Origin of the sequence: Meiothermus granaticius NBRC 107808, assembly GCF_003574355.1 — a bacterium.
Taxonomy (GTDB): Bacteria; Deinococcota; Deinococci; order Deinococcales; family Thermaceae; genus Meiothermus; species Meiothermus granaticius.
Map to the genome: position 1 here is coordinate 1 of NZ_QWLB01000001.1, position 12,312 is coordinate 12,312.

Sequence of the window (12,312 nt, forward strand, 5' to 3'; positions counted from 1 at the left end):
GCGCTACGGGGGCTTCGGGATTGGGGGGGAAACTGCGCCACTCGAGGGCATCGTAGGGGAGCTTCATGCGCAGAAGAGTTTACCAAGTGGGGGTGGATCCCCGCTCCAACCTAACACCTGCTTCCCGTTGCCCTGCTATGCTAGAGCCAAAGGAGGAAACTACATCATGTCGCTGCGGGTTCTCGGAATGATCCTGGCGGGGGGCCAAGGTTCACGCCTCTACCCCCTTACCGCGAAGCGGGCTAAGCCCTCGGTACCGTTTGGGGCGCGCTACCGCATCATTGACTTCGTCCTCAACAACTTCCTCAACTCCGGTATTCACAGTATCTACGTTCTGACCCAGTTCAAGGCCCAGTCGCTGACCGAGCATGTGCAGCGGCACTGGCGCTTTGGGGGGATGCTCGAGGACTTCTTCGTGCTGCTGGTTCCGGCCCAGATGTACCGCTACGAGGAACTCGGCCCGGTGTGGTACCGAGGTACCGCCGATGCGATCTACCAGAACCTCCACCTGGTCAACAACCACAAATCCGATGTGGTGGCCATCTTCGGTGGGGACCACATCTTCAAGATGAATGTGGCCCACATGATCGAGTACCACGCCGATAACCGGGCGGATCTGACCATCGCGGCTTATCCGGTTCCCATCGAGCAGGCCAGCCGCTTCGGGGTGCTGCAGGTGGATGAGGGCTGGCGATTGGTCGGCTTCCAGGAGAAGCCCAAGGAACCCACCCCCATTCCCGGCGATCCGGGCTGGGCCTTGGTCTCGATGGGCAACTACCTTTTCCGCACCGAGGCCTTAGTCGAGCTGCTCGAGCACGACGCCAGGGAGCAGAACTCCTCGCACGATTTCGGCAAGGACGTGATCCCCCGGGCCCTGTCCGAGGGGTACCGCATCCAGGTCTACGATTTCAAGCGCAACCCCATCCCTGGGCAGAGCGGCCCCAACACCTACTGGCGCGATGTGGGAACCCTGGACGCCTACTTCGAGGCCAGCATGGACCTGATCGCGGTAACCCCGGAGTTCGACCTCTTCAACCCGGAGTGGCCGCTGCGGGCAGCCAACTTTAACTCTCCCCCCGCCAAGTTCGTGCACGAGGCCGGAAGCCGTACTGGTCAAGCCTTCAACAGCCTGATTGCGGGGGGCACCATCATCTCCGGCGGCACGGTGCGGGAATCGGTGATTTTCCGGCGCAGCCGGATCAATTCCTACGCCCTGGTCGAGCGCAGCATCCTGTTCGACGGGGTGGAGGTTGGGCGTTATGCCAAGCTGAAGAACGTCATCGTGGACAAAAACGTGCGCATCCCGCCCAACACCACCATTGGCTACGACCTGGAGGCCGACCGGGCCAGGGGGTTCACCGTAACCTCAGAGGGGATCGTGGTGGTGGGGAAGAGCTACCGATTCTAGCCTGGAGCCCAAACCCCAGAGCGAGAAGCTGGGGTAGAATCCTTGGCGTTTAGCTCTCAGCCTTTGGCTTCCGGCATGTATGGACAAGCACCCTGGCAAGGTTTTCTACCGCCTCACGCGCATTTTTCCGGGGGATGAACTCCCTGGGGGACGGGCTCCGGCGGCCAAGGTATACGCCAACCCCCTCGAGTCGGTGGATCTGCCCGAGCCCGCCCGGGACGGGGGTGCGGCGGTGTGGCGGGTGTTGTCGCGAATCTCGCCCACCACCCCCCAGGTTGGGGCCAGCATCAGCCCGGCCGAGCTGTCTCAGCTCCTGGCCCCGCTGGCGGTCAAGCGCGGGGCCCGAGGGTATCCCTCCGCCGGGGGGGCCTACCCGCTCGAGCTCTATCTGGGGGTGCAGCGCCTCCAGGACACCTTCCCTGGAACCTACCACTACGCCGCCAAACAGCACCAGCTCGAGCAGCTCACCGGCAAATTCGACCTGGCGGGGTGGCGGGCGGCCCTGATGGACTTGGAGGCCACCGAGCACTGCGCGGCCCTGCTGGTCTTCACCGCGGTGCCCGAGCGCAGCGAGGCGATGTTTGGGGTGCGCGGGTACCGCTACGCGCTCCTGGAGGCGGGGTATGCGGTAGGGGAGGTGATGGTGGCGGCCACCGCTTTGGGGCTGCAAGCCTACCCGGCAGAGACCTTCTACGACGAGGAAATCCGCAAACTGTTAGGTTTGCCTGAAACCGAGCACCCGGTGGTGGTGTTGCTCCTGGGGCGTTAGGTTCCTGAGCCTGCGGTGGGGGCGCTCACTTGAGGTGGGTGTTCCACCACTCGAGGTAGGCCTTCAGCCGCGCGACCCGCCGGTCGGGGCGGCCTCCCCGGGAGAGCTCGTGGCCTTCCTCGGGTACCCGAAAAAACCGGGTGGGCACGCCCTTTTGTAGCAGCAGGGTATACCAGGTCTCGCCCTGGTCAATGGGGCAGCGGTGGTCTTGCTCGGAGTGAACCACCAGGGTGGGGGTGCGTACTTGGTGCACCAGGCTCAGGGGGCTCTTTTGCCAGAGCACCTCGGGCCGCTCCCAGGGGGTGGCCCCTAGCTCGAGCCAGGTGAAGCGGGGCCCGATATCCGAGGCCCCAAAAAAGCTGAACCAGTTGCAGATGCTGCGGTCGGTGACGGCAGCCCTAAAGCGATCCGGGTGACGCGCGGTGAGCCAGTTGGTCATGTAGCCCCCATACGAACCCCCGGCCACCCCAACCCGGTTTGGGTCCACCGGGAAGGCCTCCAGCACCCTCTCCAAAAAGCCCAGCAGGTCGGCCTCGTCCACCTCTCCCCAGCGGGCCTCGAGCGCGGCGAACTCCTGGCCGTAGCCGGTAGAGCCCCTGGGGTTGGCGTAGGCTACCGCAAACCCGGCGGCTCGGAAGAGCTGGAGCTGGAGCATCAGCGCATGCCCGAAGGCGGTGTGGGGCCCCCCGTGGATGTAGAGGATCAGCGGGTGGGGCCCCTCTCCCTCCGGCATCAGCACCCACCCGGGCACCTGATGCCCCTCGGGGGCCGTGTAGCTGACGGGCTGAGGCTGGGCCAGGCCGGTCAGGGTTTCGGCGTTGGGATCGAAGAGAACCTCGCCGTTCTTGACCAGCCGGGCTCCATGCACCGAGGTCTCGGAGAGGGTATACAGCTCATCGCCGCAGAAGGCATATCCCAGGATGCTCTCGTGGGCTTCGGTGAGGTAGCTGCACTCCCCCTGCGGGGTGACCTCCAGCAGTCGGGCGCCGCCGGCCTCGGTGACCACGGCGTAGAGGTTGCCGTCCGGCCCTACCCGGGGGGTCTGCACCCCGCTGCCCATGCGCATATCGGAATTCACCGTGTTGAGAAAACTGCCCTGGGCCAGCAGGCGGATCTCCCCGTTGAGGGCGCGGTGATAGAGCCGGGCCTCGGTGCCGCCGCCGTGCTCATAGGCATGGGCCAGGTAGGCCAATCCCCCGTCTGGGGTGGGCTCGAGCCCGCTGATGGGCCCCACCCCACCGAAGAGTTCCGCCACCCGGCCCTCCAGATCCAGCCAGTAGGCCCGCTGGATATCGTTCCAGTGCTCCTGCTTTGAGCCCGGAGCCACCAGGTACAGCCCATCGGAGGCCGAGTTCCAGACCACCTCCTCGATGTCCACCGGCCACCCCAGCAGCTTGCGGGGCTGGCCCCCTTCGAGCAGCCAAACCTCGCGGGGCTGGGTGGGCAGGGCACCTCGGGCATCGAACTTGACCGGCCAGTCCTCGTAAACCCTGGGCTCATCGGGCTTGGGGGCCTGGTAGTCGCCGCGGGTGAGCAGCGCAATCTTGGAGCCGTCGGGGCTCACCTTGTAGCCCTCAACCCCGGCTTTTAGCTGGGTGATCTGCTCGGGCTCGCCGCCGGTCAGTGGTAGCCGGAACAGCTGTTGGGCCTTCTCGACCTTCCGCAGAAAGTAGATGGCCTGCCCCTTCCAGAGAGGGTTTTTGGCCTCCCCCTGGGTGAGCAGACGCAGCCCCTGATCCCAGGTGGCCAGGCGAGAGCGGTACCTGGGGGGCTCGTTCTGGGGGGTTTCAATATCGGTCAGGATGAAAAGGGGCTGGCCGTTGGGGCCTTCGGTCAGGCTGGAGAGAAACTGGAGCCGGTAGATCAGTTCGGGGTTCACAGCCCACAGAATACCTGACCGATGGGTCAGAAGCCTACCCTAGGGCCGCTGGGGGAAGGTGACGGTGTATTCCAGGGTACGGCTCTGCCCTGGAGCCAAGGTGAACTTGAGCCGGTAACCCTCGGGGGTGCGCTCGGCGCCCTGGATCTCGAGCGTGAAGGGTTGCGGAAAGGACTCCCCCAGCTCGACCTCTATGGGGTAGGTTTTGGGGTTTTGCACGGTGGTGATGACCCGGTAGGTGTTTTGGGCGCGCGGCTCGAGGCGGCGCAGGGCTCGGCCTTCGGGGTCTGGGCCCAGGATCAGGCGGACCTCACCGCCCTTGGCGGTGTCGGGCATTGAGGCCTGCCCCACAAAGGTGCTGCCCTCGCGGAGGCTCACCGTGCCCGCGGCCAGGTTTTCGGGGGCTTGGAAGCGGTAACCACGGGCGAAGGTCAACTCTTGGGCGCTGCTGAAGCCGCCCTGGTAGCGCCAGAGGTAGACCGGGGCCACCGGGCTGCGCAGGAAGGGGAGCTCGAGGCTGCCGGGCTCGAGGGTGATCTCCCCCGGCAGTTTGTAGCGGTAAGTTCCCCCGGCCTCCCCCACGAACTCGGCCATGGCCAGATCGGCCATCATGGGGGCGGCCCCTGGGGTGCGGCCCAAGGGCATTCCCCGTCCCTCCACCACCGGCACCACCCCGGCCACCAGCTCGGTACGGCCCAGTTGCACGGCCCGGTCCAGGCTGTTGTTCAAGGAGGCCCAGCCCACCAGCTCGCCATTTTCCAGGGTATAGCGCAGGTTCCAGCTCACCGCCCGGGTCAGGTAGCTCAAGCGGGCCGGGCCGCTGCCTTGGTAGCGAAAGGTGATCTTGGGGCCGGTAAGCCCACTAAACCCGCTGGGGTCGGGGTAACCGATGGGCCCAGGCAGTCCCACCAGGTAGCGCCCCTCGTAGAGGAACAGATTTTTGTCGGCACTGACCACGGTGGCCTCGCGCCACTGCCCCTCCCAGAAGAACTGCACCTTTTTGCCCACATAGGCGGTGAGGGGATTGGGCGCTGCGGCCTGAATCTGCCGGGACTGCTCGAGCACCCCACTCAGCCGCAGGGTTCCCGGGATCAGGTTGTCGTACCAGGCCTCGCCGGGCTCCCAAACCCACTGGCCCGGCAGCAGGTTCTGCTCCTGCTTCAGTTCGGCAAACCCTCGGTATAGGGTGGATTCTTGGGCCTCGCTCATGCCCAATAGGGTAATCGTGCTCAGGGCCAACAGCCAATGCTTCATGGGGCCAGTAAAGCATTCCCCGCTCGGTCAAGGGTGAGAATGGGTTCAGGCCAGATTAACCGGGGCTCGGGGCCTACCCTACCGCCTCGAGGGCCAGGGCCACCGAACCCCCGGTGCCGTGGCAGATGGCGGCCAAGCCGCGCTCCTTGCGGTGGGTGTGCAGGGCGTGGATCAGCGTGGTCAGGATCCGCGCCCCCGAGGCCCCGATGGGGTGGCCCAAGGCGATGGCCCCCCCGTGGATGTTGAGCTGTTCTAGGGGCAGCCCCAGCAGGCGGTGGAAGAGGAGGTTGTTGAGGGCGAAGGCCTCGTTGTTCTCGAACAGGTCAAAATCCGCGATGCTCAGGTGGAGCTTGCCGAGCAGCTTTCGGACCGCAGGCACCGGGGCTTCCGGGAAGCGCCAGGGTGCTCCTGCCGCCCAGCTCGAGCCCAGGATTCGGGCCAGGGGCTTTAGGCCGTGCTGCCGGACCGCCTCACCGCTGGCCAGAACCAAGGCCGCGGCCCCATCGGAGATCTGCGAGGCGTTTCCAGCGGTCAGCACCCCGTCTTGGCGAAAGGCCGGGCGCAGGGCCGCCAGGGTCTCGAGGCGGGCATCGGGACGCACCCCCTCATCCTGCTGGAAGAGCTCTGTTCCCTTGCGGGTTTTGAGCTCGAGCGGGGCGATCTCCTGGCGAAAGTAGCCGGCTTCCTGGGCCTGGGCAGCCCGCCGGTTGGACTCCACTGCGATCTGGTCCAATTCGGTGCGGGTCGCGCCAAACTCGGCAGCCAGCCGCTCCGCCTGTTCGCCCATGGCCTCGCCGGTGAAGGGATCGGATAGCCCATCGCGCTGAAGAATGTCCTGCAGGGCTTCGGGGGCTCCGGCCAGATACTTGTACCCCCATCGGGCCCGGCTGCTGAGATAAAACCCGGCCCCGCTCATGCTTTCCATCCCGCCGACCAGCACCAGCTCCGCATCCTGGTTTTGGATGGCCAGCGCACCGCTGACCGCCGCCTGCATCCCCGAGGCACAAACCATGTCTACGGCATAGCCGTCCACGCTCTCGGGAATTCCGGCCTGAAGGGCGGCCTGGCGGGGGGGGAGCTGGCCCTGCCCGGCCTGCAGGACCTGCCCGAAAACATAGAGGTCCAGGGCCTCGCCCTGAACCCCGGCCTTGGCCAAGGCTGCCTTCATCACATGGGCGCCGAGCTGGACGGGGGAGAAGTCCTTCAGGCTCCCGCCGAATTTACCGATGGCGGTGCGAACCGCTGAGACCACATACACTTCGCGCATAACCTGTATTTTATGCCAAAGGGAGGGACCTCGAGCCGCGGCGGGATTCCATCTGTTCCGAGGCAGGGGGGATCAGCTCCACCTCGAGGGGGCCGAAGTTTGCCTCCTGGTGAAGCGCTACCTCCTCCAGGCGCTTGGCTTCCAGCAGCGAGGCGAAGGCCACCGTCTGCTCGCTCCAGCCCTTGAGGGGAAGCTGGGAAAACAGGCTGCGCCGGACCTTGGCCAAGAAGTGGAAAATCCGGCCCCAGGCCTCGCGCAGACCAAAGCGCTCGGGTTCCAGCCGCAGCTCGGCCCGCCGGGCGAAGGGCTCGGCTGCACGCACCAGCACCTCGATGCTGAGTTTGCGCAGCCGGCGGTCTTTGGGCAGAGGGGGGGGTGGGACCGGCAGCACCCGAGCCCGCTCCCGGGCCCGCTCCTCGAGGAACACGATGGCCTCTTCGAGCGCGACCAGGTGCTCGAGAAGGGCCGGAGCTTCCTCGTCCTCTTCCTCGGCCGGGAGGGAAGGGGGGTGGGGGGCGAAGGCCCGCAGCTTGTAGAGCACCAGCTCGGCCAGAATCGGCAGGAGCTCGCTGCGCTCGGCCAGCTCGAGGGCGCCTACCTGGGCCAGGGCTTGGTCAACCAGCTCTAAAACCGGCAGCTCCGCAGCGGCGATCTTCCCCCTGCGCACAGCCTCAAAAAGCGCCTTGGGGGGGCCGCTGAACTGGGCAAAGTGCAGCTGAATCATGCCGGGGTTTGGCGGCGGGGCAGGGGCAGCAGTCCGAACTTCTCGCGCACCTCCTCCAGGGTGGCTCGAGCGATGGCCCGGGCTCGGCGGGCCCCATCCTCCAGGGCATCCAACACCCGGGCGGGCTCGGCCCTCAGCCCCTCGGCCCGCTGCCGGATGGGGCGCAGGGTTTTCATCATCTCCTGCATCAGGAGCTCCTTGACCACCAAGGTGCCGATTCCGCGCCGGGCATACTCCTCGCGCAGCACCTGGACCAGCTCGGCGGGGGCGAAATAGCTCAGAAACTTGAACACCACGCTGCGCTCAGGGTCCCCAGGGTCGGAGAGGCGGATCCGCGCGGGGTCATCCGGCATGGTGCGAATTTTGGCCCAGATGCTGGCCTCATCCTCGAGCAGCCCGATGGTGTTCCCCACCGATTTGCTCATTTTGGCCTTCCCATCCACCCCCGGAACCCGGGGCGCATTGGGGTTGAGGTAGATCTGGGGCTCGGGGAAGGTTTCGCCGTACTCGAGGTTCCAGCGGCGGGCGATCTCCCGGGCCAGCTCCAGGTGCTGGGTTTGGTCATCGCCGACCGGCACGGTATCGGCCTTGTAGATCAAGATGTCTGCCGCCATCAGCACCGGGTACATCAGGAGCCCGGCGGGAACGCTCTCGAGCTTGGCGGCCTTGTCCTTGAACTGGGTCATGCGGGTGAGGTCGCCGTAGGGGGTTTGGGTGGTGAATACCCAGGCCAGCTCGGTGTGTTCAGGGACATGGGACTGGACGAACAGGATCACCTTGTCAGGGTCAAGCCCGGCGGCGATGTTGAGGAGCGCGGCTTCAAAAGTGCGCTGGGCCAGGAGGTGCTTGTCGTAGGCGGCGGGATTGGTGGGGGCGTGGTAGTCCACGATGCAGTAAATCGCGTCGCGCCCCAGCCGTTCGCCCAGGGCCACATAGTTGACCATGGCCCCGAGGTAGTTGCCGATGTGGAGGTCGCCGGTGGGCTGAATGCCGGAAAAAACCCGTTTCACAAGGGCTAGAATACCAAAAGAAGGCCTGGGGGGCTGGGAGGCCGGTTCTAAGTTTTCAGCTTGTTTCATCTTGGATCCCCTAATCTGGGTGCATGCGGCGATCTTGGCTGGCAATAGCGGTGCTGGCGTACCTGGCCACTTTGGCGGCGGTGATTCATGCCCAGTCGGCGAACCCCCCGGTTCCGGCGGTCCTTACGGAAGGGATGCGCAAGGAGCTCGAGGGGGTCTACACCCAAAGCCACCCGGCTGCGGTGCGGATCGAGACGGTTCCCGAGGGCACAGGCTCAGGGTTTTTCATCAGCGCAGACGGGCGGGTCATGACCGCCTATCACGTGATCCGCGATGCCACCAGCTTTCAGGTGCTTACCGCCAAGGGGCAGCGCTTCCCAGCGACCGTGGTGGGCTATGACGAGTACCGCGATCTGGCCCTGCTGCAGGTGCGGGCCCCGGTATCGCTGCCCTTTCTGGAGCTCGATACCGAGCGCAACCCCAAAGCCGGAGACCCCATGCTGGCCATCGGTAATTCCCGTGGGGAGTTCATCGCCCCGCGCTATGGGCTCGTCACCTCGGTGAGCCGTGACATCTTCCCCTTCTTCAACTCCCTGGCGATTTCCTCCACCCTGCCCCTGGCCCCTGGGGACTCCGGTGGCCCGGTGCTGAACCGCGAGGGCAAAGTGGTGGCGGTGGTGATTGCGATCGGGGTGAACAACGGGGTGTTTGAAAGCTACCTCTCGCCCTTGCACAACCAGCTCGAGCTGCTGCGCAGCCTCCAGGCCGGGCGCAAGCACAGCGTGCCCTATATAGGGGTGCAGCTCTTCCAGATTGATGATGAGGTGGCCGCTCAGCTGGGGATCCCCAAAGAGGGGGTGCTGATTCGTGGGCTGCTGCCGGGTGGGGCGGCCCAGAAGGCCGGGCTGCGGCCTTTTGTGGCCCGAATGGAAAACGGCAAGGAGGTGTACGAGTTCGATGTGATCCTCCAGGCCGATGGCCGCAGCTTCAACAGCGTGGAGGAGCTGCAGCGCTATGTGCGCAGCAAAGAGGTGGGGGATAGCATACTGCTCACCATTCGGCGGGGAGGGAACACCTTTAAGGTGCCGGTGATCCTGGCCCCTAATCCAGAGAACCGCACCTGATCCCTTAGGGGAGTGGAGGCGTTACTCGAGCCCGCGCCGGCGGTGATATTTGACCTTGCAGATCCCGGCTGGCGGAGTAGGCTTGGGCTGTAGTTCGGAAGGTAACCCCTTCCCTCGGAGGCGAAGAAGCCTACCCTGCATTTGGGCGCTTGGGGTACGCAGAGCCAGTAGCGCAACCGGCCGAGAGCTAAAACTTGCACCAACCCTGCAATTCACCTCATCGGTGGGCTCTCGCCAAATAGCCGCCCAGCCTAGGCCCTAGGCCGTATAGGGCGTTCGGAGGCGATGAGCCGTGTTTCCCAATGTGGGCACCAAGGGAACCGGGGAGCCAGTGGTGCAACCGGCCGAGCGCGAATTTAGCGACAGAGCGGTTCATCCCTGGGTTCCCCACCTCGCGAGGTTTGGCTGGAAGATCTGCGGTTGGTCCGCATCCTTGCTGGGCCTACTGATGTTGGAGGCTTGCGGCAGTGTTTCCTCCCCGCTGGCCTACAGCGCTGTGCCCAGCAGCCTACCTGCGGATGGGGGCACGGTCTCCCTGTCGTGGCCGGTGGAGCGGGGGACCCGCTTCACCCTCTCGAGCGACCCCCCCCTCCCAGGACTGCCGCTGCAGACCGAGGGGGGCGGGGCCACCGTGCGGGTGGGGGGCAATCTGAGCCCCAACCCCACGACCTACCGGTTGACCCTCGAGGCCTTTGGCCCCGGGGGGCGCCGGGTGAGTACCCAAACCGTGGAGGTCGCCGCCCCAGCCAGCGCACAGCGCAAATGTGCCTCTAAACCCTCCGCTCAGGCGGGCTCGGCCCAGCGGCTGGGGGCTGAGCTGCAGGGGGTAGGGGGGTTTGAAGCGCCCCATGTGCCTGGACGCCTCATCGTCTGGGGAGCCCCGGCGCAAAGCCAGGCCGCTTCGCGCCTGGGGGTGCAGCGTGTGCGCAGCCTGGAGGGGGGATGGGCGGTGTACCAGGTCCGTCCAGGCACCGAAGCTCCTACCGCGCAGGCCCTGGTGGCGGCTGGACAGGCCCGCTACGTTCAGCCGGAGTACCTTTATGAACCGGCCGGTCTTGCGGTTCCTCCGCACAACCCCGATTACGGCCTGAGCCAGGCCGCGGTGTTCCAGCAGATGAACTGGGAGACCGGCTGGACCCGCCTCGAGCCAGGGTGCCCGGCCCCGGTGGTGGCTGTGCTGGACGGGGGGTTTTATACCGGGCGGGCGGATCTGGCCCCCAACCTGGTCTCCCGGGAGGCCTGGCTGGATGTGGTGGGGCCCGACCTTTCGGCTCCGACGCCCCTACAGGGGCGGGTGGATCCGGCCAACAACCTCCTGGGGGGGCACGGCACCGGTATGGCCGGGGTCATCGCCGCGGTCACCGGGGATGGCTCGCCGCTGGCTGGGGCCGGGTACAACCTGGTCAAGGTGCTGCCGATCAAGGTGTTCGATGCCCAATCCCGGACCGGAACCCTTCAGCTGGCCCAGGCGCTCGAGTACGCGGCCGGCGGGACCACCATTGCCGGGGTGCCCTACCGCAACCCGAGCCCGGCTCAGGTGGTCAACCTCTCCTTGGCTTCGCTGCAAGCCGGGCTGAATGATCCCTACCTCGAGAGTGTGCTCCAGCGGGTGACGGCCAGTGGGGTGGTGGTGGTGGCCTCGAGCGGGAATGCCGGGGCCGCCACCCTGAGCTACCCGGCTTCCTCCCCATACGTAATTGCGGTCGGGGCCACCGACGCTGGGGGAAACCGCGCCCAGTGGGGCAGCGGTTTTGGCAGCAACTACGGCGCGGGGCTGGAGTTTGTGGCCCCAGGAACCGCTGTGCCGGTTTTCAACGGCGGCCTTGCGGGGCAGTATGGCAACAGCTACGGCACCTCGGTGGCCGCTCCCTTCATCAGCGCGACCATCGCCCTCTATCTGTATCAGAACGCCTACCTGAGCGGCACCCTACCCACGGCCTCGAGCCTGTTGGAGGGGGTTCGCCGACGCCTGATCAGCGCGGCCCAGCACAGTTGGCAGCCCGAGACGGGATATGGCTTGGTGGATGTGGCCAAAGTCCTCGATCCCGCCAACCCCGCCTGCTATTAGGAGCCGATCATGATTCACGACCCCCACAAACACCACGAGTTCGTGCTGCTCTTTGAGCTCAAGAACGCTGACCTGGCCACACCCGATGGGACCCAGGCCACGGCTTCAGTGAGGTATGGCCTGATCACCGAGGATGCCCTCAAGGGCCTGATTGGCCGGCAGGTGTATAAAGTTCACGGCCTGCCGACCTTGATCCGCTGGCCGGGCCGGGCTCGAAAGCATCTGCTGGCGCCCCTTTCGCGCGGCGCGGAAGGTGGGCTTCTCCTGGAGGAACTGCGCCGCTACTTCTACGACCTGCGGTTGTTTGGTCTGGCCGCCCCCACCCCGCTGCTGGGGGCTCAGGGGACCCCAGGGGAGGCTGGGCCTAGGGTGCAGATCCCGGCGGCGCTGCGGCTCTCCCCGGCCCGAACGGTAGACCCGCTGCTCCCGCTGGACGGACAGCCCGGTTCCTATGGGCTGTATCGCCTGCACGGTAGCTACAACCCCGAACAGGGCCAGGCCAATGGGGTGACGGCTTCCGACCTCGAGGTGCTCTGGCAAACCCTGGCCCATCTGTTTGAGCCGAGCCCGGAGATGCCCCCGCTGCAGATGGGGGTCTGTGGGCTCTGGGTGTTCAGCCACGATGGGCTGGGAGGGGCCTCGGTCGAGACCCTGCTGGGCCAGGTGGCTCCCACCCGCCGGGTCGAGGCACCGCGGAGCCTGCAGGACTACCACCTGTGTTCTCCTCAGCCAGGGCCCCTCGCGGCAGACCCTCGAGTGGTGCTGACCTGCTGGGCCTGAGGTTTGGCCATGCTATCCTC

At 66.0% G+C, this 12,312-nt stretch carries 10 protein-coding genes and 2 riboswitches; of the genes, 5 read left to right on the top strand and 5 right to left on the bottom strand.

Annotation, left to right across the window (positions count from 1 at the left end; genetic code table 11):
* Positions 1–166 precede the first annotated feature (166 nt).
* Positions 167–1,408 carry a glucose-1-phosphate adenylyltransferase gene (gene glgC / locus Mgrana_RS00005; RefSeq protein WP_371862085.1) on the top strand — a complete coding sequence of 414 codons (1,242 nt, stop codon included), beginning with the start codon at positions 167–169 and terminating at the stop codon, positions 1,406–1,408.
* A 79-nt stretch (positions 1,409–1,487) separates the two neighbouring features.
* Positions 1,488–2,177: a SagB/ThcOx family dehydrogenase gene (locus Mgrana_RS00010; protein ID WP_119355552.1), complete on the top strand. Its 690-nt coding sequence runs from the start codon at positions 1,488–1,490 to the stop codon at positions 2,175–2,177.
* Between the two features lie 25 nt (positions 2,178–2,202).
* On the opposite strand, the gene Mgrana_RS00015 is transcribed toward Mgrana_RS00010, so the two are convergent.
* From Mgrana_RS00015 to trpS, 5 genes are all read right to left on the bottom strand, one after another.
* Positions 2,203–4,056, bottom strand: a complete 1,854-nt coding sequence (locus Mgrana_RS00015; RefSeq protein ID WP_119355553.1) for a S9 family peptidase — start codon at positions 4,054–4,056, stop codon at positions 2,203–2,205.
* 39 nt (positions 4,057–4,095) lie between these two features.
* Positions 4,096–5,310 (bottom strand): DUF4139 domain-containing protein, encoded by a 1,215-nt coding sequence (locus Mgrana_RS00020; protein ID WP_119355554.1) that lies wholly within the window; start codon positions 5,308–5,310, stop codon positions 4,096–4,098.
* A gap of 73 nt (positions 5,311–5,383) precedes the next feature.
* On the bottom strand, positions 5,384–6,577 hold the full coding sequence (locus Mgrana_RS00025) for a thiolase family protein (RefSeq protein WP_119355555.1): 1,194 nt from the start codon (positions 6,575–6,577) through the stop codon (positions 5,384–5,386).
* A gap of 10 nt (positions 6,578–6,587) precedes the next feature.
* Positions 6,588–7,301, bottom strand: coding sequence for a chromosome segregation protein ScpA (locus Mgrana_RS00030; protein ID WP_119355556.1), 714 nt, complete (start codon positions 7,299–7,301; stop codon positions 6,588–6,590).
* The gene (trpS, locus tag Mgrana_RS00035) at positions 7,298–8,311 is read right to left on the bottom strand and encodes a tryptophan--tRNA ligase (RefSeq protein WP_119355684.1); all 1,014 of its coding nucleotides are present in this window, start codon (positions 8,309–8,311) and stop codon (positions 7,298–7,300) included. The genes Mgrana_RS00030 and trpS overlap by 4 nt, the downstream gene beginning before the upstream one ends.
* Positions 8,312–8,403: 92 nt before the next feature.
* Between trpS and Mgrana_RS00040 the strand changes: the two genes are divergently transcribed.
* The 3 genes from Mgrana_RS00040 (at position 8,404) to Mgrana_RS00050 (ending at position 12,292) form a co-directional block, all read left to right on the top strand.
* On the top strand, positions 8,404–9,444 hold the full coding sequence (locus Mgrana_RS00040; protein ID WP_119355557.1) for a S1C family serine protease: 1,041 nt from the start codon (positions 8,404–8,406) through the stop codon (positions 9,442–9,444).
* 107 nt (positions 9,445–9,551) lie between these two features.
* Positions 9,552–9,635: riboswitch (cyclic di-GMP riboswitch) on the top strand.
* A gap of 78 nt (positions 9,636–9,713) precedes the next feature.
* A riboswitch (cyclic di-GMP riboswitch) is annotated at positions 9,714–9,799 on the top strand.
* Positions 9,800–9,892: 93 nt separating this feature from the next.
* Positions 9,893–11,512, top strand: a complete 1,620-nt coding sequence (locus tag Mgrana_RS00045) for a S8 family peptidase (RefSeq protein ID WP_119355558.1) — start codon at positions 9,893–9,895, stop codon at positions 11,510–11,512.
* Between the two features lie 9 nt (positions 11,513–11,521).
* Positions 11,522–12,292 carry a type I CRISPR-associated protein Cas7 gene (locus Mgrana_RS00050; protein WP_119355559.1) on the top strand — a complete coding sequence of 257 codons (771 nt, stop codon included), beginning with the start codon at positions 11,522–11,524 and terminating at the stop codon, positions 12,290–12,292.
* The last annotated feature ends 20 nt before the right edge of the window (positions 12,293–12,312 follow it).